Raw genomic sequence first — 24,160 nt, forward strand, 5'->3', positions numbered from 1 at the left:
AATTTAATTACATAAAATAAAGATAAACTGATAAACATATGGGAAGAGCGTTTGAGTTTCGTAAAGCGAGAAAGTTTAAGCGTTGGGGCAATATGGCCCGTGTATTCACGAAGTTAGGTAAGGAAATCACGATTGCGGCAAAACAAGGTGGGCCGGAGCCCGAGAATAATCCTCGTTTACGTGTGTTGATGCAGAACGCCAAAAAGGAGAATATGCCGAAGGAGAACGTGGAGCGTGCCATTAAACGTGCTGTATCCAAAGATTTCACGGATTATAAGGAGATGAACTATGAGGGATATGGTCCTTTCGGTATCGCTATCTTCGTTGAGACCGCTACGGATAATACGACTCGTACGGTAGCCAACGTTCGTAGTTATTTCAATAAGAACGGTGGTTCTCTGGGAACATCCGGTAGCTTGGAGTTCTTGTTCGACCATAAATGCGTATTCCATATCGCCAAAAAAGAGGATCTTTCTTTAGAAGACCTAGAGTTGGAGTTGATCGACTTCGGTGTAGATGAGGTTGAGGAAGACGAGGACGAGGTTGTTCTTTATGGTGAGTTCGCGCAGAATTCGGCGATCCAGAAATATTTGGAGGAGAATGGTTTTGAGATCTTGAGTAGTGAGTTCGTACGTATCCCGAACGATTTGAAGGAGGTTACTCCGGAACAGCGTGAGTCTATCGAGAAGATTATCGAGAAATTAGAGGAAGACGAAGACGTTCAAAACGTATTCCATAATATGAAGGAAGACGATTCTGAGGAGGAATAACGTACGCTTATACGTAAAATAGTATACTTTATCCGTAAAAAAGCGACATCGAGGCAAATTCGATGTCGCTTTTTCTTTTTTACAACGAATGTTTCATGTTTTTTATTTATTTTTGTGAGTCTAGGGTGAATAACAATTTAACTTATATGGTGAAAATGAAAAGACTATTTCTTCTTTGTGCGTTCGTGAGCATGTTTGCGACGTGTAATTTTATCTCAGCTCAAAAGGAGTTAGGGATTTTCAATTCTGTTTCGGCAGGAGTGGGTGTTGGTTTGACGGGTGTAGATGTGGAAGTCGCTACTCCTATTACGCCTTATCTGGCGTTGAGAGGTGGTCTTACCTTTATGCCGGGTTTCAGCATTAATACGGACGTGGATGTAGATGTTAACGATCCGCGAGCGGGTGTGTATAATGATACATACTCCATGGATGTCAAAGGTAGCTTGAAACGTACTTCTGGACAGTTGTTGGTGAATGTTTACCCGTTTCCTCACGCTTCTTCGTTCTTCGTTGCGGCCGGCGCCTATTTCGGTGGTTCTTCCTTGGTGAAGATAGAAGGACATAGTGATAAGCTGAAAGACCTGATCGCCCAAGGAGAAAGTGCGGGCATAGTTATCGGTGATTATACGATTCCGGTGGATAATAACGGTAATGTATCCGGTGGATTGAAAGTGTCCGGTTTTCGTCCTTATCTAGGTCTTGGATTCGGTCGTGCGGTTCCTAAGAAACGGGTTGGCGTGATGTTTGAGCTGGGTGTGCAATTCCATGGCAAACCGGAGGTGTATACGGATTCAGGGGATGTAAAGGACTTGTTGAATGAGATAGACGAGGATGATACCTTTACGAAGATCATGGACAAGCTAACGGTTTATCCGGTCATGAAGATTCGTATTTGCGGAAGAATATTTTGATTGTCAAAGATAGTATAAGCTAAGAGTGGCGTTAATAATACGATGCCACTTTTTTTTTATGGCTAAACTTTCATTTATTTTGTTTATTTTTGTGCACTGTTAGGGTCATAATTTTGATAAAAATAACTTTATATGAAAAACAAACATTTGGTGATGCTATTGCTATCATCTTGCTGTTTAGCAGCATGTGTGGATAGTAAGTATGATTTAAGCGATGTCAATACGGACGATGCGGTAATGGGTGAGTCTTGGGTAGCTCCCCTCGGTATGGGTTATGTAACGTCGGATGACGTTGTGAATGTAGAGAAAGTCCCTTCCATTCGGGAAGTCGACGGGGCTTACGTCATGATCTATGATGGAGAGATGAAGATTAAGGGGAAAAGCTTACGGGCCGCCTCTGATAAAGTGGAGATCGCCTCGGAAGATATAACGACTGGGGATATCGATGGCTTGTTCGATGGCGATTTCGTTTTGGCGTTAACGAACCCCCGCATTACGTTAAAGTCGAATGTAAAGAATGCCTCTTTGGATTGTAGCTTGTCTATCGAGGCTGAGAACACAAGTAAAAAGGAGGCTACTTCCTCTGATTTTACCTTGTCAACGGTGTCTCCTAATATTTGGATCGGCCCTCTTGATCCGAAGACGGATGCTTTTAAGTTTGTCAAGAACGAGAAGTTACCGGGAATCGTACAGATTGTTCCTCAAAAAATACATTTGTCTTTGTCCGCTGATAGCAAACAATGGGCGAACGCTCCTGCGGATGCCTTGAGTGAGTTACGTTATGCGGTAGAGCTTCCGTTGACTCCGGCACCGGAATTTAGCGCCGTATCCGTCGAGCGGATCGAGGACGCTTTTGATGAGGATTTCGTAGACTATATTTTCTCGGACGGAAGCGCGAGGATCTATGGAGAGGTTACGAACGAGATGCCGTTCGATATGTCTATCGAGATGGTGATCATGGATGAGAACAATGTACCGGTAGATATCCAATTCCCGGCACAAGAGGTAAAAGGACAATCTGGAGAGGTTATCTTCGAGATCACGAAGGAGGATATGCCGAAAATGAAGGATGCACGTCATATAGACCTAAATTTACATTTAACGGGTAGAGATCAAGGCGAGGCTTTGAAGAAAGGCCAGAAAACGACCTTCAACTTGAAACTTAAGAAAGAAGGTGGTATCTCCATTTGATCCCAGTACTAACCATTTAAATTACGAAAAAGAAAGATGAATACTATATATAATATGTATAAGAGAGGTCTGTGTGCTTTATGTTTATTGACCACTGTGGGAATGTCGGTATCCGCCCAGCAAATACGAACTTCTTACTTCATGCAATCTTCTACGGCACGCACGACGATGAATCCGGCGTATCGTCCCGAGAGAGGCTATGTCTCCATTCCGGTATTAGGTGCGGTTGGCGCTTCGTATGGTACGAACGGAATAGCTGTGGATAATTTTATTTATCCGAAGAATGGTGAGACCGTTACGTTCATGGATAACTCCGTGAATACCGAGTCTTTCCTGAATGGCTTGAAGGATGAGAATCAGGTAAATATGGATTTTGGCACGCAGGTTCTATCCGGTGGCTGGTACGCCGGCAAGGGATTCTGGACGGTTGATGTTTCTATCAAGGGCTTGGCGAATATTCGTGCTCCGAAGACATTGTTCGAGTTCATGAAAAAGGGTAATGGATCTCAGAGTACCTATGATATTCGTAATATCAGGGCGTACGCCGAGGCTTATTTGGAGACAGGTGTAGGATATTCTCGTCCTATCACGGATAAGTTGACAGTCGGAGGTAAGGTTAAATTGTTATGGGGCGTAGGTTCTATGGACGCTACGATCGATCAGATGCATGCTGAGATGGGAGAGACTAGCTGGAAAGTTACCTCTACCGGTACCTTGCAGACGAATATGAAAGGCTTGGTCCCGGAAATGGAAGTAGACGAGCAAGGCCGTGATTATTATAATAGCTTTGATTTCGATTCTCCGGGTCTTAGCGGTTTCGGTATGGGAGTGGACTTGGGTGCTACGTACCAATTGACCGAGAATATCATGTTGTCCGCCGCTGTCCTTGATTTAGGTTTTATCAGTTGGAGCAAAGGAGGGAGCACGGTAGGTAAGTTGGATGGAACTTTCGACTTTAACGGCTTTGATCTGGCTATCGGCGAGAATAACGGTGATATACCGAGCATGGGCGATCAGTTTGACGCTATCAAGGAAGATTTCGAGAACTTGCTTCATTTCAAGAAAGAGGGTGAGTCCGGAAGCACTACCCGTCTTCGTTCGACAATCAATATCGGTGGCGAGTACCGTTTGCTGGAAAACAAGTTAGGTATCGGCTTATTGTCAAGCACTCGTCTTTATTCCCCGAAAGCCTATACGGAACTGACATTGTCCGGTAATTACCGTCCGGTGAAATGGTTTGAGGCTACGCTGAGCTACTCATTTATCCATAGTAAGTTCAAGACGTATGGTATCGCCTTGAATTTCTCACCGTCTTGGATCAATTTCTTTATTGGATCGGATTATATGTTGACAAAGGTAACTCCACAATGCTTACCGGTAAGCGGTAACGCCATGAATCTTTACATGGGAGTAAGTGTTCCTTTGAAATCATTCGCTAATTAATAGGGAATACTCAGAATAGAGTCTGTATCATAAAGGAAAAGGCTGTCCGGGTTATATACCCAGACAGTCTTTTCTTTTTTATTAGGCTCGTTTTATTAGGTTTTTTATCTTTGTGGACTGATTGAAAGGAAGAAATTGGATATGAGATTAAAGACTTTAGCCACCCATCCGGTATGGAGAGAGCCCCGGACTGTATTCGGGGTATGGATGCTAACCGGTGTTATTTTTGCTATTGTCAAGTTGTTGATTGGAAAATATAATAATTATAAGATATTTGAAGGAGTCTATTGGCATGCTATCGAGGGGTTAACCTTATATGGGGATCATTATCCGGAATATTATGATTCAAATCATTATGGAATCTTATTTAGTCTTATCATAGCTCCTTTCGCCCTGTTACCGGAATGGTTGGGTATAATCTTATGGATAGCGGGTAATACCGCCCTATTGTTTTATGCGATTAGCCGATGCCATTGTCGAGTACCCAAAAAATCATTATTTATTGGTATTCGTATTGTGAGTTGATGACGGCTCAAGGAGTACAGCAATTCAATATATCAGTAGCGGCCTTTATCTTATTATCGTTTGTCTTGATACTGGAGAAAAAGGATTTCTGGGCGGCAGGCATTATTATGCTCGGAACATTTATCAAGATCTATCCGATCGTGGGATTGGCGTTCTTTTTCTTCTCAAGGCAGAAAGTGAGGTTATTAGCCTCTTGTCTTTTCTGGGGATTGGTTTGCTTTGTGATCCCGGTGCTTTATACACCGGGGTTTGAGTATGTGATCTCTCAGTATATAGATTGGTTTGAGCGATTGAAGGTGAAAAATATGTTGAATATGTTCGCTGATCCACAAAATATATCATTATTAGGAGTGGTTCGAAAGATATCCGGGAATGCGGAGTATAGCGATATGTGGCTTATCATACCGGGCTTGATTTTATTCTGCATTCCATATTTAAGGATCTCTCAATATAAATATCCGGCTTTTCGCTTTATGTTGTTGGCTAATGTTTTATTATTTGTCGTATTATTCAGTACGGGAAGCGAGGCGAGTGGATATATCATAGCGATGATAGGAGTCGCTATCTGGTATATATGCAGTGTATCGCCCCATAAGAAATATACTTATTGGCTTTGGATAGCTACCTTGGTGATTGTTGGCTTATCCACTACAGAGCTGGTTCCATCTATTGTCCGGAATGGACTGATCCGTCCGTATGTGATAAAAGCTTGGCCTTGCATTGTGGTGTGGCTGACCATTTGCTATGAGATGTGTTTCTTGGATTTTAGTCATTCTCCCTATAAGCATATCACGACTTAGGCAGAGTGAATATCGCCTGTTTTTTAATAGAAGGTTACATAATAAAACGAGACTACTCCCGACAAGCGATGAGAGTAGTCTCGTTTTAAACTACTTTTTATCGATCTCTTTCAGTAATTCTTGTACCGCTGTTCTCAATTGCGTATCTTCCCCTTTGACAACAGTTTCCGGAGAATTAGCGACTTTAACATCCGGTTCCAGCTGTGTGTTCTCTAAGTAACTACCGTTCGACAGGCGATAACCGGTAATAGGTGTGCCGAATATCAGCGTCGGATCTTGCAGGGTTTCCCAAGAGACGGTAGTCATTGTTCCCGGTACGGGCATACCTACCAGACGTCCGATCTGTTGGTGCTTATAAACCCACGGGGTTCCATGTGCGTTACTATAATTAGCCTCGCATTGCAACATGATGGAAGGTTTATTCCAGCGGCGGCTAGGCATATCGCAAGCCTCTCGGCCACGTGTCACTTGGGTGAGGTATTTCTCTCCGCTGAACAAGATCTCGATATCCTCGTGCAAGCGCCCACCACCATTAAAGCGGGTGTCAATGACGATTCCCTCCCGGTCGTTATATTTACCTAGGATATCGGAGTAGACAGAGCGGAAACTAGGATCTCCCATGGATTGGATATGGACGTATCCCAATCGTCCGTTCGACCATTTATCCACGTCGGCGGCACGTTGTTTCACCCAGCGGGTATAAAGCAAGTTATTTAACTCACCGTTACTGATAGGCAAGACTACCTCTTCCCAGCGTTCCTTGGTTTGTGGATCGTAGAGGGAAACTAAGGTCTTCTTTTTGGCCTTATTGTTTAATAGCTTGGAGTAATCCATATCCGGGGTTATTTCCTGTCCGTCTATTTTCTCCATGATGGTACCGGCTTTCACTTTGGAACGTGCGTGATCGAACGGGCCTTTTTCCACTACCTCGGCGATCAATAGACCTTTGCCGCTATGGTTCCAATCGAAAAGTAGGCCTAGGTTGGCGGTAACATTGCCGCTTGTTCGCGGACGGAAGCGTCCTCCGGTGTGAGAGACGTTGAGTTCTCCCAGATATTCGCTTAGCAACTCCGCGAAGTCATAGTTGTTATTGATATGTGGCAGGAACTTACGGTAGGCGGCGGTCATAGCTTCCCAATTTACGCCGTGCATGTTCACGTTGTAGAATCGTTTTTGTTCTTGTTTATAGACATGGTCGAACATATACTCACGTTCGGCGGCCAAGTCCATTTTCAAGTTTGCTTGATAATTGATCGGCGTTAGTTTCTCCGATCCCATATCCATCTTTTGCATGGAGTTGCTCCCCAGCAAGAACAGGTTCTTACCTTCCTTATCCATTTCCATGTTCGCCCATCCGGTATTCATCTTGTGGAGTAACTTGGTCTCTTTCTTGCGCAAGTCCATTTTCCACAGGTCGTATTTGTCTTCGAAAGCCGAGAAATAATATAAGGTCTCGCCATTCTTCGAGATGACGGCACTACCCATTTCAGAAGAATTAGGAGTAAGGCGTAGGATACGATCTTGGATTCCTTTCAGTTCCACTACGATATCCTTGGGCTTTTCGTCTTTCTTCTCATCGGCTTTATCTTCTTTTTTCTTGTCGTCGGCTTTGTCTCCGGTTACCTCTTTCTGCTCCTTTTCCAGTTCCTTTTGCAGCTCATAATCCTCTTTGCTCAAGCGGAATTTATCATAAGCGTCTTGATTCATGAATACCAGCATGGCATCATTCAAGGAGCCCCATGAGGCATGCGCACGCATTCCGTAACGCTCGGTGGTGAATAAGATGGCGTTTCCATCCAGTACCCATTGCGGGGAGGTGCTGGTGTAACCGCTATTGGTCAGGTTGGTGATCTCTCCGCCTTGTGCGCTAACCAAGCCGATATCCGAATAAGGATCGTGCTTGTTTCCGATAAACCGGAGCGTGAACCATTTACCGTCCGGCGACCATGAGTAATCGAAACCACCGGCTGTGCTATACCATGTGGAGCCATCCGTGACTTGGCGTACTTTCTTCGTCTCAAGGTTGACTACCATCAACCGCATACGATCTTCTATGAAAGCGAGTTCCTTACCATCCGGTGAGAATTGAGGATAATTACGCTCTACGGTCTTAGAAGGTAAGAGAACTTCCTCTTCGATAATCGTTGCGTTCGGGAAATTGGCTTCTTCCTTACGTGCGATCTTAGCCAAGTAAAGTTGCCAATTACCACCACGCTCGCTGGCATAAGCCAAGGTACGGTTATCCGGCGAGAAGCATATGCCTGTTTCGGCGGCCGGGGTATGGGTGATTTGCTTGGTCGTGTTGTAATCGGCCGAGGTGACGAATACCTCACCTCTTAGGGTGAAGGCGATCTGCTTGCCATCGGGGGATACGGTAGCGGAGGTTGCTCCTTTGCTGGAATTCAGATCGGCGATTTGCTCTTGATCGTCACGTATCAAGTCGATCCGTACTTTCTGCGGATTGCTTCCCGGACGTTGTGTATAGATCTCGCCATCGTATGTGTAGCACAATGTCTGGTCGCTACCTGTAGAGAGGAAACGTACGGGATGTGTCTTGAACTTAGTAACCGCCGTTATAGATTGTGGGGTGTTGAGAGGGAATGAATATACATTGAAAGACCCTCCGTTGCGTTCGCTCAGAAAGTAAACCGTCTGTCCATCCGGGGTAAATACGGCGTTCCGGTCTTCTCCCGCATGGTCAGTCAAATTGGTATGTTTTCCTGTTTGCGTATCGTACATCCATATATCCCGGGTAACGGATGAGGTATGATGTTTACGCCATTCATCCTCGAAGCCCTTACGATCTTGGTATAAGAATGTCTTTCCGGATTTATCGAAGCAAACCATCTCGGCGGGTGTTCCCAATACTTGCTCCGTGCGTCCGCCACCAACCGGCACTTTATAGAGTTCCGTCATGGCCGAGGTCGGGAATAAGGCGCTCTGTGCCGGATCTTGTATGGATGCGGAGAAGAGTACGTATTTGCCGTCGGGAGTAAAGGCCGATGGAATCTCGGAGGCGGAATGAGTGGTGAGGCACTGTGCCGTTCCACCGTTGGAGGGCATTACGAATAAATCGAAATTGCCGTTACGATCGCTGGCGAAAGCGATTTGTTTTCCGTCCGGAGACCAGATTGGCGTGCATTCATACGATGCTTGGGTGGTAAGTTGTGTCGCTGTTCCTCCTTTGGCCGGTACTTTATAGATATCTCCTTTGTAACAAAACGCTATCTCTGTTCCATCAGGAGAAATTTGTACATCACGCATCCACAAAGGGGTTACAGCGTAGCTGGTAGTCGCAAAGCCCATGGCAATGCAGGTTAAAAGTTTTTTCATGTACTTAATGCTTTTTTAGAATGGTACGAAGATACATATTATTTTGTACCCATCAGTCTGCTCTCTATTGAAATATTAACTGGATTTACCCTTTCAATTTCACTATAAATAACACGAGGCTTTCCCCTTGGGCCTGTGCGGGGAAAGTATTTCGCAGATCCTCTCCGGATTTGCTGAAACAATAGGAATGGCAATAGGGATCGATAGGGTCCATTCGTCGCACATTACCGGTTTGATAAAAATTATCTTTTAATCCTTCTTTTACCTGCCAGCATTCTTCCTTCTCCGTATCATAACAGAAGGTGTAATTTCTGGACTCATCCTCTGCGTTATAGTATGTAGATACCCAGAAACGGCTGCCCATGCGGATCGGTAGCAAAGGGAGTGTATTCTTTCCGGCAAGGTTCTCCAAGGCTTGGCTTTGCCGCTTTTGCTTAATATATAAAGTGTCCCGTAATAAGTTCCCGGGTTGATAGGAGGGGGCGTAGGCATAAACCGTTCCGCTTTCGAGCTCCACGGCTACTTCCGGGGCGAGACAACCGATCGGGCATGCGGAACGTTCCAGATCGACCGGACGGATCGTATGAGATTGTAATTTATGGAAAGAGGAATCGTATTCAACGATCTGTTTCTCAATCGTAGCGGTTTGCCCTGCTGTATCCCCATGAACACATTCCTCGGTGGTAAATATCCGGTTATTGTGCATGGATATGGATAGCATATGCCTATTCTCCGGAAGGTCGCATTTCAGTTTCTTGCGGGTAAGGAGATCACCATTGAATGAGTAATAGAAAATATCGTCCGTGTTTCCAAGTACGATCAGCTGCTGGTTGGCCGGGTTCACTACATACCCCGCTACCCATATGTCATCCGGATGGGTGATGCGACAGATAAATTCTCCCTTGCGATTGAAACGGTAAAGCGTCTCATTGCTGATAAGGAATAGGTTATCTCCCTCTTGACGGATATACTTGGCCTCCCTGATCGAATGCGTCCCTGAGTCCTGTAATGGAATGGCGATTACCTCATCCGCGATGTCAGACAAGGCTCCGGTAGGGTTGCTGCGGATCGATTCATTCGAGATTAACAGGTTATAGGCTTGCTTTCCGCAAACCAATAGAACAAGTAGTAATAAATATGTAAAGGTTCTTTTCATATCACCGCTAAATTAAAGAAGGATAAACCTTTTTATGATTTTTACGAATTGTTTTTATAAAACGTAGATCATCTGATTTTATTGGATAAGCCTAGAATTATTCTTGTAGAAATACCCAATTATCCCCCTCGGACATGGATTCTTTATAGGAAAAGCCTTCCCATGTGAATGCTTTTAATGCCTCCGGGTCAGAAATCCGGTTCTTTATGAGATAGCGGCTCATTTGTCCCCTGCACATCTTGGCATAGATCACGATCGTCTCCGCTTTGCCGTTCTTCCAGATCTTGAACTCGGGCGTGATGATCCGGACGGATCGCTCCACCTCCTTCCACTGGAAAGAGGGTTGGATATCCAAGCTGGCTAGATTCAGTAGGATTCTGTCTCCCTGTCGGACGTCATGGATTAATGTATTTGTTTGCCTGTCCTTCCAGAAGGCGTACATATTCCCGTCGCCTAGTTCCGGGATTTTTACGTCGAACTCCATCCGGTAAGGCTTGATAAGGTCTAATGGGCGAAGTAACCCGTAGCATCCCGATACGAAACGCATATGTTCTTGCGAGAAAAGAAAATCCTCCTCCGTGAAGTCTTTCGGGCTGATATTCTTGAATACGACACCGGTATAGGCGAGTATCGCTTGCAAGGGCTGTTTGTCTTCCGCATGAAAATCTTGGTATCTGCGGTAACATTCCGCCGCCAGTTTCGGGCTGAGCTTGAGGATACGACTTAATTCGTCAATGGGAAATTGGGTCATATGCAGGGCGATCTCGTTCGCCTCTTGCTGGAAACGTGGAGTCGTGCCTTGCGGCGCTTTTATCTTGGATGTCCCGGTCATTGTCTTAGCCGGAGATAATAATATCAACATATCTATATTGGATTTGGATTGATCGCATAAAGGTAATCCATATTAAGATTCAAATAGGGTATAAGTATCCCAATAAATCTTAAAGTATCTCGACTCGAATGGGGGTTTCGATAGAGGAATGAGTCTTGGTGATAAAAATGTAATGAGGATTATGAAGATGAGAGACGTGAAGATGCGACCTATATTCCTTTTGATAGTATCCATCCTACCTATGATGGCCCATGCGCAGTGGACGGAACAGGATTCTTTGCGCCTGCAAGAATTTTTATCCGGCAAGGAGGAGATACGTTTGAATCCAGAGTTTCAGAAGGCGATAGAAAGCGGAACTTTTCTACGACCCGATCAACCGGGAACCCATATGTTATCCTCGCCAAGTGAGTTGCCGATTACGAAAGACTTCTCGGAATATGTACAGTTAGATACTTTACGTAGGTTGACTAATTATGATTCGATTACCCCAGTCCTATTCATGTTGCTGAATTTTAAGTCACCTTCCCGTTCATTGGCCATACAGAAGCAAGCGCACACGATTAGGCTCCCTAAGAATCAGGATTGGAAAGAGTTTAAGGTAGGTAAGGTTCCTATGGCTGCCAACGTAAAACTGACTAATATATACTCGGATGTCGTGAAGGATGGCCAGCGAAGGGGAGGGGTACTCGCTACCATAAGAGTCTATTTCGACGCAGAGGATTTACTAGAGACTATTTTCTGGAAAAGTGCCCGTGACAAGAAGAGAAACAGGAAACGGGAGAATACGTGGAAGTATAATAATGACTATCCGTAAATTGTTGGATTTATAGGATATAACCACTCGAAAAAAACACGTACGTGAATTTCAAAAAACATGTACGTGTTTCCGGAAAAACTCGTACGTGTTTTTTTGAGAACATTGACTGTTTTTACCTAGATACTGTGTGTTTACTATCAAAACTTTTTTCTCTCTCTTTTGTTCTTTCTGAAAAGATACGTCCGAATGACATCCGAAATGGACGGTTTGACGGGGAGTTCTCTATTCTGTTTTATAATATTAAGACAAAATGTCATATTTTCGTTTTGGTATTTCTTTTGTAAGGATATAAGTGTAAAATAAAATTAGAAAAGAATATAAGAAAGGAGCTTAAATACATGAATTTAAACAATTTTACAATCAAGGCGCAGGAGGCTGTTCAACAAGCCGTACAGTTGGTTACTAAAAATAACCAACAGGTTATCGAACCTGTTCACTTGTTGAAAGCTGTCATTATGACGGGTGAGAGTGTTACTAATTTTATCTTTCAAAAATTAGGGGTAAACGCTCAAAACCTGAATATGGTACTGGATCGCCAAATCGAATCTTATCCTAAGGTTTCGGGAGGCGAACCCTATCTCTCTAGCGAGTCGAACGCTGTCTTACAGAAGGCGATCGATTATTCCTCTAAAATGGGGGATCAATATGTATCGTTGGAGCCAATCATCTTGGCGTTGTTTACGGAAAAGAGCACCGCTTCACAGATATTGAAAGACGCCGGCGTGACAGAGAAAGAGTTACGTCAAGCGATCGAGGAATTGCGTAAAGGAAATAAGGTGACAAGCCAATCCGCCGAGGAGACTTACGATGCCTTAGGAAAATACGCCATCAATTTGAACGAGCGTGCCCGTAGCGGTAAGCTAGACCCCGTGATCGGACGTGACGAGGAGATCCGCCGTGTCTTGCAGATATTGAGCCGCCGTACGAAGAACAATCCGATCTTGATCGGTGAGCCGGGTGTAGGTAAGACTGCTATCGCTGAGGGGTTGGCCCATCGTATCGTTCGGGGTGACGTTCCCGAGAACTTGAAGTCTAAACAGATCTTCTCGTTGGATATGGGCGCGTTGATCGCCGGAGCTAAATATAAAGGCGAGTTCGAGGAACGTTTGAAAGCGGTGGTGAACGAGGTTACGAAATCCGAGGGCGAGATCATCCTCTTTATCGATGAGATCCATACCTTGGTAGGAGCCGGTAAAGGCGAAGGCGCCATGGATGCCGCTAACATCTTGAAACCGGCCTTGGCTCGTGGTGAGCTACGTTCGATCGGTGCCACGACGTTGGATGAGTATCAGAAGTATTTTGAGAAGGATAAGGCGCTTGAGCGTCGGTTCCAGACCGTTATCGTAGACGAGCCGAGTGAGTTGGATACGATCTCCATCCTTCGTGGTTTGAAGGAGAAATATGAGAATCACCATAAAGTACGTATCAAAGATGATGCGATTATCTCTGCCGTACAGTTGTCTACCCGTTATATCACGGATCGTTTCTTGCCGGATAAGGCGATCGATTTGATGGATGAGGCCGCTGCCCGTCTGCGTTTGCAGATCGATTCCGTACCGGAGTCGTTGGATGAGGTTTCCCGCCGTATCAAACAGTTGGAAATCGAGCGTGAGGCGATCAAGCGTGAGAACGATACCTCGAAGTTGGAGCAACTCAACAAGGAGATCGCCGACTTGAAGGAGGAGGAGACCAAGCAAAAGGCTCAGTGGCAGAGCGAGAAGGAGCAGATCAATAAGATCCAGCAAAATAAGATCGATATCGAGAACCTAAAGTTTGAGGCTGATAAGGCGGAGCGTGAGGGTGATTACGGCAAGGTCGCTGAGATCCGTTACGGTAAGATCAAGCAAAAGGAAGAGGAGATCAGGGAGGTACAGGCTAAGTTGAAGACGATGCAAGGTGCCGCGGCTATGATCAAGGAGGAAGTGGATAGCGACGATATCGCCGATGTGGTATCCCGTTGGACTGGAATTCCGGTCAGCAAGATGATGCAGAGCGAGAAAGATAAGTTATTACGTCTGGAGTCCGAGCTTCATACCCGTGTGATTGGTCAGGAAGAGGCGATCAACGCTATCGCCGATGCGGTTCGTCGTAGTCGTGCCGGCTTGCAGGATCCGAAACGACCGATCGGTTCTTTCATCTTCCTCGGTACTACCGGTGTGGGTAAGACGGAGTTGGCCAAGGTGTTGGCCGAGTATCTGTTCGATGACGAGAATATGATGACCCGTATCGATATGAGTGAGTATCAAGAGAAATTCAGTGCGACTCGTTTGATCGGTGCGCCTCCGGGATATGTGGGTTACGATGAGGGTGGACAGTTGACGGAGGCGATTCGCCGGAAACCTTACTCAGTTGTCTTGTTCGATGAGATCGAAAAGGCGCATCCGGATGTATTCAACATCTTGTTGCAAGTCTTGGATGATGGACGGCTGACGGATAACAAAGGCCGTGTTGTCAACTTCAAGAACACGATCATTATCATGACAAGTAACCTAGGTTCTTCCTTGATTCGTGAGAACTTCGAGAAGATGACACCCGCCACGCATGACAAGGTGGTAGACGAGACGAAGATCCAAGTACTGGAACTGTTGAAGAAGACGATCCGTCCGGAGTTCTTGAACCGTATCGATGATATCATCATGTTTACTCCGCTGAACGAGGAGGAGATTCGCAAGATCGTATCCTTGCAGTTGAACAGCGTGAAGAAGATGTTGGCTACGAACGGTGTCGCCTTGGACTTCACGAACGAGGCCGTGGACTTTATCGCCGACAAGGGCTTCGATCCTCAATTCGGTGCCCGTCCGGTAAAACGTGTCATTCAGAAGTATGTCTTGAACGAGTTGTCAAAGGCTTTGTTGGGTGGAACGGTAGACCGTAACCGTCCGATCGTGATCGATAGGAAAGACGATAGTTTGGTATTTAAGAATTAAAGGAAGCTGTCTGTTTGGTATAAGGCAGCTGTGATGTGAAGGCGGGGTGATCCTAAGAAGGGGCATTCCGCCTTTCCTCATAAAGATAACCAAGTAGATGGAAGCTCAACTTGGTTAACTTGTTTATGTATATGCAGAGAGGGAAAAAGATAGGTTATTGATTACATTATATAGTTATTATTTACCTCTTATGTTATTATTATGGTAAATAAATTTTTGATTTATGCTATAAAATTGTTTTCATATAAATAAATATCAGTATATTTGCGACTACATGCTAATTTGAAAATATGGGGAGTTGTTCTCTTGATATTCTAACTTTAGGGATACTGTGGAATGAAATTGCAAGTTAACTAATTGAATAATAATATTTAAAATCATGAATCAGGGTTCTATTTTTAACTGCGGATTTGCGTTGGTGATGAACAAGAGGTTTATATCCTTGTTTTTGTTAATCTTTACTTTAATGGGTATGATGGCCTGTCAAGAGAAAAAAGCTGTTTCTAAGCAAGTAAAAGTTGAATTACAAAGTCCTTTTTGGAGTTTTAATACTTCAAGGACAGCCAAAAGCAGCTTGTCCGGAACAGTGCCGGAGGCAGGGCTCTTGTTGTCGGATGATCAGTCAAAGGGTTTTACGATCCGGTTTACCGCTGATATAAAATCGGTCGCCCGAGAGCAAACTTTGCTTGAGATACCTCAGGTACTTAAAGTTTATCTTCGTAAGCATGATCCGGATGATCGAAAAATACAAAATTATCCGGCTTATAAAATGTTGGATGGTTCGGTTCCCGTATTAGAAGCGAGTCTTTCCTTGCAGTCTCCTTGGGATCCGAAAAAATTCCAGGATATGACGGTTGGTATACCTTTAGCGATATTAGATAGACCGGAGGGAAAACATGATATTATCCTTCAATTCTCCGGGGTCCAGTGGACTATTTACATAGATGGGCGCTTGTATGATAATGATTTCGCCCTAGGTTATCCGTTGGCGAGTCGGATGAAATTGTGGAGCTTAAACCCCGATTATGTGAGCGAGGCTAATTTGTATGAGCCAGCTATCCAACCGGAACAGATAGCGGCGCCAACACCGCAAATCGCCTCTAATATCCAATATTGGACACCTCCTTACCATAATGCTTGGGTGGGAGATGTGGTTACATTCTTCCATGATGGACGTTATCATGTGTTTTATTTGTTTGATCGCCGTGGCCACGCAAGTAAATTTGGAAGAGGTGGACATTATTTCGAGCATTTGTCTACCACGGATTTTCAAACTTGGGTAGAACATAAGCCAGCGACTCCTCTGGAATACCAATGGGAGACATTCGGAACCGGTACGCCTTTTCTTTTTAATGGCAAACTCTGTATTAGTTATGGGCTGCATACTACTCGTATCTATCCTAAGGAAGAAACTACGCTTCCGATGCAATGGACTTATCTGGAGAAGAATGGTTATACGGGCTCGTTTAATTATGATACGATCCAGGGACTTGTACCGGCTGGCTCTACTTATTCGATAAGCGAGGATGGTGTTACCAACTTCAAAAAGACACATATATTATACCATCCTTGTGAGAATCCGAGTATCTATACTGATCCTGATGGTAATTTGAAAATGTTGGCTAACTATGGTGCTCGTGGAACTTGGAAGGCTGATTCCGTGAATGGTGGATGGAAATGCTTGGATGCTGATTTCCCGCTAGGCGGTGATTGTACCTTCTTTTTCCGTTGGGGCGAATATGATTATATCATTGGTGGTTTTACCCGTCTTTGGTCTAAATTGGCTAAGGATCCGGAGTTTGCCTATAAAGACGTCGTGGTTGAAGGAACGGATTTCTATAACGGGCTGTCTGTTCCCGCGATTACGGAAATACCTGGAGGGCGTTTTTTGATGGCGGGGTGGCTGAAAATGCAGAACTGGGGAGGGCCATTGGTGATCCACGAGTTAATACAATATCCAGATGGACGTATCGGAACGAAATGGATGGATGAGATAATTCCGGCGACGGGAACTCCGAAAAAGCTTTCAGCTAAACTTACCGGGACAGGTGATTTTCCCGTTTCAAGCAAGTCGTTTATGTTGACTTTTAAAGTATATCCAGATCAGCCGAGACAAGGTAATTTGAAGGTTTTGTTCTTGCCAGAAAAGGGAGAGGAATCTGCTTGTGAATGGCAATTGCAGCTAGACAAGGCACGTGCCCAGTACGGAACAAATTTGACCGCTACCTATGCTTCGAGTGAAAAAACGCTGAGGGAAGGTGGTGCCCCGCAGACGGCGAGTAATTATGCCATTGAAAATGGTATAGATACGAGCAAGCCGTTTATGGTTCGTATACTTGTTGATGGTTCTGATAAATTCGGAGGATCGTTGATTGATACGGAAATTGCCGCTCAAAGAACGATGATCTCGTATCGTCCGGAACTTACTGTCGGTAATTTGCGATTTTGTATGGAAGGGATATCCGTACAAGACATTAGTCTTGCGCCATTGAGTGATTAAGAACTATTATTACTAACTTCTTATCCCGTATAGATGTTCTTGATGAGTGTTTTATGCGGGATTTTTTGTATAGAAGTATTTTGATGTTCAAATTGTTTATATTATCATATATGTAATAATATTGTTGAGTATGTAATGTGGTATTGCTATTTCTTTATATTTTACCTCTTAAGTCTTATGGTTGTATATGTTATATGTAAATAAAATTACATTCTATTTCCTTGTTTGTAGATAAAATTTATAAAATTCTGCTTTTAAAAATTCATATATTGTCATATATGTAATATATAAATTTTAATTTGCGATTAAATATATAGCTTATTTGTTTGTTTATTGTAAAATATATGATAATTTTGTGGTGCTATATAGTGGGATATCTAAGTTTGGTTATTATATATAAGTTCAACTTGAATCTAATGTTTAATTAATCTTTCAAATCTATGGATTGTATGAATACTAAAAAAACATTGTACCGGTGTGCATTGATTGCTTGCTTGGGTGGTATGCGAGTGCTTGATGCATATGCAGCTATGCCGGATGTAGCATGGCAAATGCCTCAACAACAAGAGCGGCCTGTTAAAGGACGTGTGTTGGATAAAAAAGGAGAGCCTGTTTTAGGAGCTACAATTGTGGATAAACGTAATACAAACAATGGGACTATAACGGATATGGATGGTAATTTCTCTATAAATGTCAAGGATAACAGTATTTTGGTTTTTAGTTATATAGGATATAAAAGTGCGGAATATCCTGCGAATGAGGTAGAGGGGAAAAATATTGTATTAGAAGAAGATGCCTTGAATCTGGACGAGGTTGTAGTAACAGGTTATACTTCTCAGAGAAAGGCGGACTTAACGGGGTCTGTATCTATTGTTAAGGTAGATCAGTTGAAAACAGGTTCGTATGGTAGCGCAATGAAAGCAGCCCAAGGGAAAGTTGCGGGTATGTCTGTCATGACGGATGGCGCTCCTAATGCGAATGCTACGATCCGGATACGTGGTGAAGGTACGCTGAATAATAATGATCCGTTATATATTATTGATGGTGTACCGACAACACGTTCCATGTCTGAACTGGCATCGTTAGATATTGAGTCCATACAAGTATTAAAAGATGCTTCCTCTGCCTCTATTTATGGGTCTCGTGCCGCTAATGGTGTGATTATCATTACAACCCGTAAGGGAAGAAAGGGGATAACAGTTGATTTTAATGCGTCTTATACGATTGTGAGCAAGAAAAAACCTTATGAGTTAATGAACACGGAACAACGTGGTATCGCTCAATATTGGGCCATCAAAAATGATGATCCGAATGCTGATCCAAATCTCGTAGGAATAGGTGGCTTATATCAATATGAGGATCATGAGGATGCGAATGGCAATTATGTTCTGGATAAAGTAACTTGGAAAGAATGGTTAGATGATGCTCATACGATGCGAGCAGCAGATACTGACTGGCAGAAAGAAATATTGAGAACGGGGCAAATTCAGCAATATAACTTGACATTATCTACAGGAACAGATGCTGGACGCACGGTGTTTGCGGTAGATTATTATGATAATAAAGGAACGATTGATGGAAGTTTTTTTAGAAGGTTTAATGGACGTATCAATTCAGACTATACTTTTCTGAATGAGCATGTGACGGTTGGAGAGAACTTCACGGTCTCCAAATGGCGGGAAAGCGATAATATTGGTACAGGGAATATAGATGCCTGTAAATCCCTGATGTCTATTGTTCCAGTTCATACGGTCGATGGTGAAGGCTGGGGGGGACCTATAGGAGGTATGAGTGATCGACAAAATCCAGTTCGCTTGATAGAAGACAATAAGCAGAATCACCATGACAATCTCCGTCTATTTGGTAATATATATGCGAATATTAATATTATCAAAGGGTTGAGCTTTCGAACATCTTTTGGTGTGGATGGTATTGGTTCTTGGAAGCGTACGATGGATTATACTTATGAGTCTGGATTTTTGAGTGAGACAAGAAACAAGGTGAGGCAAGAATCCTATTTTGATTTGAGTTGTACGAATAGCAATGTTTTACAGTATGTATTCGATATCGACAAAAATAATTTTGATATTATGGTGGGTCAAGAGACGATAACACACACATATCGACAACATTGGGGTAGCCGTCGTGATTATGCTTTGGAAAATGATGACTATATGTGGCTAAGTTCCGGAGAATCAGAAAAAGATAATGCTAGTGAGCAATACAGTAATACTATGATTTCTTGGTTTGGAAAGATTAACTACAATTATGATAATCGCTACTTAGCTTCTGTTACTCTTCGGCGGGATGCCTCTTCTGTGTTTGGTGCGAATAATAGGTGGGCGACATTTCCTGCTTTTTCATTGGGGTGGTCGGTTAATAATGAGAGCTTTTTTGAAAGTCTTAGACCTGTAATTCCCCAATTGAAGCTTCGCTATGGGTGGGGACAGAATGGTAACTCAAGCATTGACGCTTATTCGTCTTATCAGTTCTATGAAACATTATACGACAAGGGGGCTATTGATGACTGGAATTGGGGAACAGCCTATGATTTCACCGGACAGGGTGGAACTTTACCTTCTGGCTATAGGCGTACGCAAATGGCGAATCCGGACTTGAAGTGGGAAACGACATCGCAGCACAACTTTGGCTTGGATTTCGCCGTGCTGGATTCAAAGTTGAGCGGTTCTTTTGATTACTACTTGAAATATACGAGAGATATCTTGATGAAACCTGGTACAGTGGCCACTTTGGGCGAAGGAGCTCAAAGATGGTTGAATGGAGCAGACATAGATAATAAAGGTTTTGAGCTAACGTTGAACTACAACAATCAGTTTGGTGATGTTGGGTTGAATATTAGCGGTGTCTTTTCTCATAATAAACAAACAGTGATAAAAGTACCAGATGACGTAATCAATAATTTTGCGGGAAATGGTGAAGAGGATAACGTGATAGGTCGTTCCTTGAACTCGTTGTATGGTTATGTGGCGGATGGTTTGTTTCAAACGCAAGAGGAGGTGGATAATGCCCCGACACAGACGGGAGCTGCGCCAGGCCGTATTCGTTATAAGGATTTGAACGATGATGGGAAGATAGACGATCAAGATCGTACTTGGATCGGATGTGAGGATCCCGATTTGGAATATGGTATCTCTGTAGGTGTGACATATAAGAACTTTGACTTTAGCGTGTTCTTCAACGGAGTGTTTGGCAAGGATCTGAATGTAAGTGGATGGAAGAGCTGGACCGATATTTATGCGTTAAGTACGGCTGGTGAGAATTATGGTACTCGTTTATTGGATGCGTGGACTCCAACTAATACGAATACATCAATACCTGCCCTGTCTGTCAATAATTATAATGATGAAGGAAGGATGTCTACTTATTATGTGGAAAGTGGCTCGTACTTGAAAATCCGTAATGCGGAAGTAGGATACACTATCCCGAAATCATTTGCGAACAAATTGAAATTACAACGTGCCAGAGTTGCACTAAGAGCGGATAATATTGTGACTTTGATGAAAACATGGGGTGATAATGCGTATACAGGCTTGGATCCGGAAACTCCGGGAAGTGGTTATCCGATGCCATTTTCTATGACAATGTCTTTAAATGTAACATTCTAAATAAGCGAGGAATCTATGAAAACGATAAATATTATAAGTTATAGTCTTTTTTTACTTTTGGGAAGCGCTTCTTGTTCTTCCATATTGGATGAAAACCCACAGGGTATTATTTCGGACGAAGATTTGAACACAGTCGACAAAGTGGAACAAATGATAACTGCCGCATATTCTTTCTGTGGGCAGAACCACTTCAACAAACAGTTTGGGATGCCGTATGAGGAAGGCTCTTTGCGAGGAGGTGAGGCTTATAAAGGTGCGGCGGGAACTAGTGACAACGCAGAAAGACATCTTTGGGAAACCTTTGTGTATATGCAACCTACCACGTCGGATGACTTGGATAATCTGTGGTGGGTACATTATGTTGGTGTCGGTCGTGTTCACGACGCTTTACGAAGAGCACAGGCTTTGACTAAGGAAGAATATCCCTTGCGGGAACAGCGTATCGGGGAGTTGCGTTTTTTGAGATCCCATATTTATATGTATATGAAGCTGTGCTTTAAGTTTTTTCCTTGGATCGATGAGAATACGCTAACTGATGAGTACGATAAGGTAAGTAATAATGAACTTACGGATCAAGAACTTTGGGGTAAGTTGATCGATGATTTCCGTTATGCGGTCGAAGTCCTTCCGGAAACGCAAGAAGAAGTAGGCCGTCCTACTAAGTTTGCGGCAAAAGCCTATTTAGCAAAGGCATTGTTGTTTGCCGCTTATGAGCAGGATGAGAAACATAATGTTATCAATATCAACAAAGAGAAACTGACAGAGGTCGCCAGTTTGTGTAAGGATATTATTGATAATTCAGGAAAAAGCTTAGTGGTTGATTTCGCAGAGAATTTCTTGTGTGAATATGAGAATAATTCAGAGTCTATTTGGGCTATCCAATATTCGGCTAATAATGACGGGTCTACTATAGGGCGTCTTAATTCATGGCTGGTTTATCCGATGAATAGTGACTATGGTTGTTGTGGGGCGTTTCAACCCTCCATACATATGTTGAATCATTTCAAGACGGTAGACGGAGTCCCAGATTTCGATCATTTTGATGAAGGTGAGACGTTGGATAATAAAGATGCTTTCGCCAGAATCCCAATGGATCCTCGTTTGATGCATACGGCTTGTGTGCCGGAGATGCCTTGGAAGTATGATCCGAATTACATTATGGAAAATAGTTGGGCACGTACGCCAGAGGTGTATGGATATACGATGAGTCAGAAACTGATCGTATTGCCGACCTGCGATTGCTTTCGGAAGACCAATCCGTTTATGGGGAGTGGGTTGAACTGGGATGTGCTTCGTTTGGACGAGGTAATGCTTTGGCGTGCGGAAGCTTTGATTCAGTTGAATACGAATTTGAACGAAGCCTTGGATTTAATAAACCAGCTTAGAATGAGGGCGGCTACGAGTATAGGGCGTTTGAAGTTTGCGGATGGAACTCCGACTGGTAATTTTGATGTACAGCCTTATGTCCCTGGAAAGAATTGCCCGGCATGGACACAAGAATTTGCGTTAAAGGCATTACGTTGGGAACGCCATCTGGAATTTGCGACAGAGGGAAAATGGTTTTTTGATTTGGTTCGTTGGGGTATTGCCGATACGTACATGAATAATTATTTTACGATCGAAAAAACGAGACGTTCTTATTTGAAAGACGCTAGATTTACGAAAAACAGGGATGAGTACTTTCCCATACCTCAAAAACAGATTAGTTATGTGAAGGGGTTATATAAACAAAATTACGGGTGGTAAAAGCTGTAATCGTGATTAGGCATACAAATATGTATCGATTAAATGATATGCAATGAGTAAAAGGATTTTATCTGGTATTGTAGGATTGGTGTGCTTATTAAGTGGTTGTCGAAAAGCGGTTAACGTAGAGACAAATCATATCCCTCTGTTTCATTTTACGACAGTTATGAATTGGACGGGAGAACCGGCGGGTTTGGTATATGATGATGAATTGTATCATCTTTTCTATCAATATAATCCTTCTGGAAATGTATTTGGGAATATACATTGGGGACATGCTGTAAGCCGGGATTTGTTTCGATGGCAGCGAGATTCCATCGCATTGTTTCCTGATAGTTTGGGGTATCTTAAATCCGGAAGTGTTGTTGTAGACAAGGAGAATACCTCCGGCTTTGGATCCGAGATGGAGCGTCCTTTTCTGGCATTCTATACCTATGCTAATCCAGATTTATCTAAAACTTTATTCAGTGCGTATAGTTTGGACAAGGGCCGGACTTGGATAAAACAGGGGGAAATAGATCTGCCTAATCCTGTTGAATGTGATCTCCGAAATCCTCATGTCTCTTGGTACGAAGAATACGGGCGATGGATCATGACCGTTTCCTCGGGTTCTTCTGTCTTATTCTATGCGTCTTCGGATTGTAAAGAATGGCATTTTTTAAGTGAGTTTAAAGATGCGACAAGCCAAGGTGCTAATTGGGAAGGGACAGATTTCTTCCCGATGAAGGTACAAGGTAAAGAGATAAAGAAATGGGTACTATTGGTAAATATGGAGAACGGGTTGGGAAATGGTACACCGTCAACCTGTTATTATATAGGTGATTTTGATGGGACTTCATTTCAAATAACACAAACGAAGGAATTGTGGTTGGATTATGGAAAAGATAATTATGCGGGATCTACATTTAGCGGGCTTAATGGGGATGATCGTATATTTCTAGGTTGGATGAGTTGCTGGGAATATGCTAATTTATTACCAACCTCGGTTGGCCGTGGAAATATGATAATTCCTCGTCGGTTAGGTTTGGTAGAGGAAGGGCGACATTATATGTTGGCCTCTGTTATTCCTTCCGGATTATCTGCTTTTTATGCGGATTCTTGTTTGGTCGGGCCTGTGAAACTTTCGGATGAAAACGGTTTGAGAAAAGAGTTCCCTTATCCGGGAGAATCTTTTGTTATGCGGTTGAATTTTGATAATAGCGATAATAGAGCTATCTGGAAAGCTGATAATTATGGAATCCGCTTAAAAACGAGATCTGGAAAAGTTCTGACCATCGGTTACCAAAATGAGTTGAGTTATTATTATATAGACCGCAGTGGATTAGAGATTGAACCGTCAGTCGAAGGTTTCGAACAATTAATGGGCGCAGGTTACCGCTCGGAGACGCCGGTATCGGATTGGCTTATTTTATTCGATCAAAATTCGATAGAATTATTTGCCTCGGGTGGACGTGTGGCCATGACCTCTCTATGTTATCCGGATGATGAATTCACAACATTTGAATTGTATGCCGAATCAGGAGCTGTGAACTTATTGAAGGCATCGATTATACAGTTAAAAAACGAATTAATTAAATAATACA

The 24,160-nt window shown here is 43.3% G+C and carries 13 protein-coding genes and 1 pseudogene; 11 read left to right on the top strand and 3 right to left on the bottom strand.

The genetic code is table 11. The features are described from left to right. The first annotated feature begins 38 nt into the window (after positions 1–38). The 5 genes and pseudogenes from CI959_RS16795 to CI959_RS16815 all read left to right on the top strand — a co-directional run bounded on the left by CI959_RS16795 (position 39) and on the right by CI959_RS16815 (position 5,640). Complete coding sequence (locus tag CI959_RS16795; RefSeq protein WP_005856672.1) at positions 39–770, top strand: YebC/PmpR family DNA-binding transcriptional regulator; 732 nt, start codon at positions 39–41, stop codon at positions 768–770. Positions 771–916: 146 nt separating this feature from the next. Next, complete coding sequence (locus CI959_RS16800; protein ID WP_005856675.1) at positions 917–1,681, top strand: hypothetical protein; 765 nt, start codon at positions 917–919, stop codon at positions 1,679–1,681. Positions 1,682–1,813: 132 nt separating this feature from the next. After that, complete coding sequence (locus CI959_RS16805; RefSeq protein ID WP_057317294.1) at positions 1,814–2,872, top strand: DUF4621 domain-containing protein; 1,059 nt, start codon at positions 1,814–1,816, stop codon at positions 2,870–2,872. A gap of 36 nt (positions 2,873–2,908) precedes the next feature. Further along, on the top strand, positions 2,909–4,315 hold the full coding sequence (locus CI959_RS16810; RefSeq protein ID WP_005856679.1) for a DUF5723 family protein: 1,407 nt from the start codon (positions 2,909–2,911) through the stop codon (positions 4,313–4,315). 141 nt (positions 4,316–4,456) lie between these two features. Beyond that, a pseudogene (locus CI959_RS16815) lies at positions 4,457–5,640 on the top strand (glycosyltransferase family 87 protein). A gap of 90 nt (positions 5,641–5,730) precedes the next feature. Here the strand turns inward: CI959_RS16815 and CI959_RS16820 are convergent. The 3 genes from CI959_RS16820 to yaaA form a co-directional block, all read right to left on the bottom strand. Further along, complete coding sequence (locus CI959_RS16820) at positions 5,731–8,973, bottom strand: S41 family peptidase (protein WP_009017502.1); 3,243 nt, start codon at positions 8,971–8,973, stop codon at positions 5,731–5,733. Between the two features lie 85 nt (positions 8,974–9,058). Continuing rightward, complete coding sequence (locus tag CI959_RS16825) at positions 9,059–10,129, bottom strand: 6-bladed beta-propeller (RefSeq protein WP_011966362.1); 1,071 nt, start codon at positions 10,127–10,129, stop codon at positions 9,059–9,061. A gap of 97 nt (positions 10,130–10,226) precedes the next feature. Then, positions 10,227–10,991 carry a peroxide stress protein YaaA gene (yaaA, locus tag CI959_RS16830; protein ID WP_011966361.1) on the bottom strand — a complete coding sequence of 255 codons (765 nt, stop codon included), beginning with the start codon at positions 10,989–10,991 and terminating at the stop codon, positions 10,227–10,229. Between the two features lie 151 nt (positions 10,992–11,142). Here yaaA and CI959_RS16835 point away from each other — a divergent pair, with 151 nt between their 5' ends. The 6 genes from CI959_RS16835 (at position 11,143) to CI959_RS16865 (ending at position 24,156) form a co-directional block, all read left to right on the top strand. Next, complete coding sequence (locus CI959_RS16835; protein ID WP_057317355.1) at positions 11,143–11,775, top strand: DUF4858 domain-containing protein; 633 nt, start codon at positions 11,143–11,145, stop codon at positions 11,773–11,775. Positions 11,776–12,116: 341 nt separating this feature from the next. Then, positions 12,117–14,705, top strand: coding sequence for an ATP-dependent chaperone ClpB (clpB, locus tag CI959_RS16845; RefSeq protein WP_057317123.1), 2,589 nt, complete (start codon positions 12,117–12,119; stop codon positions 14,703–14,705). A gap of 379 nt (positions 14,706–15,084) precedes the next feature. Next, complete coding sequence (locus CI959_RS16850) at positions 15,085–17,205, top strand: hypothetical protein (protein ID WP_227154186.1); 2,121 nt, start codon at positions 15,085–15,087, stop codon at positions 17,203–17,205. A 449-nt stretch (positions 17,206–17,654) separates the two neighbouring features. Beyond that, a complete protein-coding gene (locus CI959_RS16855) occupies positions 17,655–20,831 on the top strand; it encodes a TonB-dependent receptor (protein ID WP_157395954.1) in 3,177 nt (1,058 codons plus the stop codon). A 15-nt stretch (positions 20,832–20,846) separates the two neighbouring features. Beyond that, entirely contained in the window at positions 20,847–22,577 is a 1,731-nt protein-coding gene (locus CI959_RS16860) for a RagB/SusD family nutrient uptake outer membrane protein (protein WP_057317121.1), read from the top strand. A gap of 52 nt (positions 22,578–22,629) precedes the next feature. Beyond that, on the top strand, positions 22,630–24,156 hold the full coding sequence (locus CI959_RS16865) for a glycoside hydrolase family 32 protein (protein WP_081033146.1): 1,527 nt from the start codon (positions 22,630–22,632) through the stop codon (positions 24,154–24,156). Positions 24,157–24,160: the final 4 nt, after the last annotated feature.

The organism is Parabacteroides sp. AT13, assembly GCF_002272965.1.
Lineage (GTDB): Bacteria > Bacteroidota > Bacteroidia > Bacteroidales > Tannerellaceae > Parabacteroides > Parabacteroides distasonis.

What these genes read in the sequence shown, in the direction of transcription:
- CI959_RS16835 (WP_057317355.1), top strand. Translation starts at nt 11,143, where the DNA reads ATGAAGATGAGAGACGTGAAGATGCGACCTATATTCCTTTTGATAGTA.
- CI959_RS16805 (WP_057317294.1), top strand. Translation starts at nt 1,814, where the DNA reads ATGAAAAACAAACATTTGGTGATGCTATTGCTATCATCTTGCTGTTTA.
- CI959_RS16850 (WP_227154186.1), top strand. Translation starts at nt 15,085, where the DNA reads ATGAATCAGGGTTCTATTTTTAACTGCGGATTTGCGTTGGTGATGAAC.
- CI959_RS16825 (WP_011966362.1), bottom strand. Translation starts at nt 10,129, where the DNA reads ATGAAAAGAACCTTTACATATTTATTACTACTTGTTCTATTGGTTTGC.
- CI959_RS16820 (WP_009017502.1), bottom strand. Translation starts at nt 8,973, where the DNA reads ATGAAAAAACTTTTAACCTGCATTGCCATGGGCTTTGCGACTACCAGC.
- clpB (WP_057317123.1), top strand. Translation starts at nt 12,117, where the DNA reads ATGAATTTAAACAATTTTACAATCAAGGCGCAGGAGGCTGTTCAACAA.
- CI959_RS16865 (WP_081033146.1), top strand. Translation starts at nt 22,630, where the DNA reads ATGAGTAAAAGGATTTTATCTGGTATTGTAGGATTGGTGTGCTTATTA.
- CI959_RS16810 (WP_005856679.1), top strand. Translation starts at nt 2,909, where the DNA reads ATGAATACTATATATAATATGTATAAGAGAGGTCTGTGTGCTTTATGT.
- CI959_RS16795 (WP_005856672.1), top strand. Translation starts at nt 39, where the DNA reads ATGGGAAGAGCGTTTGAGTTTCGTAAAGCGAGAAAGTTTAAGCGTTGG.
- yaaA (WP_011966361.1), bottom strand. Translation starts at nt 10,991, where the DNA reads ATGTTGATATTATTATCTCCGGCTAAGACAATGACCGGGACATCCAAG.
- CI959_RS16860 (WP_057317121.1), top strand. Translation starts at nt 20,847, where the DNA reads ATGAAAACGATAAATATTATAAGTTATAGTCTTTTTTTACTTTTGGGA.
- CI959_RS16800 (WP_005856675.1), top strand. Translation starts at nt 917, where the DNA reads ATGGTGAAAATGAAAAGACTATTTCTTCTTTGTGCGTTCGTGAGCATG.
- CI959_RS16855 (WP_157395954.1), top strand. Translation starts at nt 17,655, where the DNA reads ATGAATACTAAAAAAACATTGTACCGGTGTGCATTGATTGCTTGCTTG.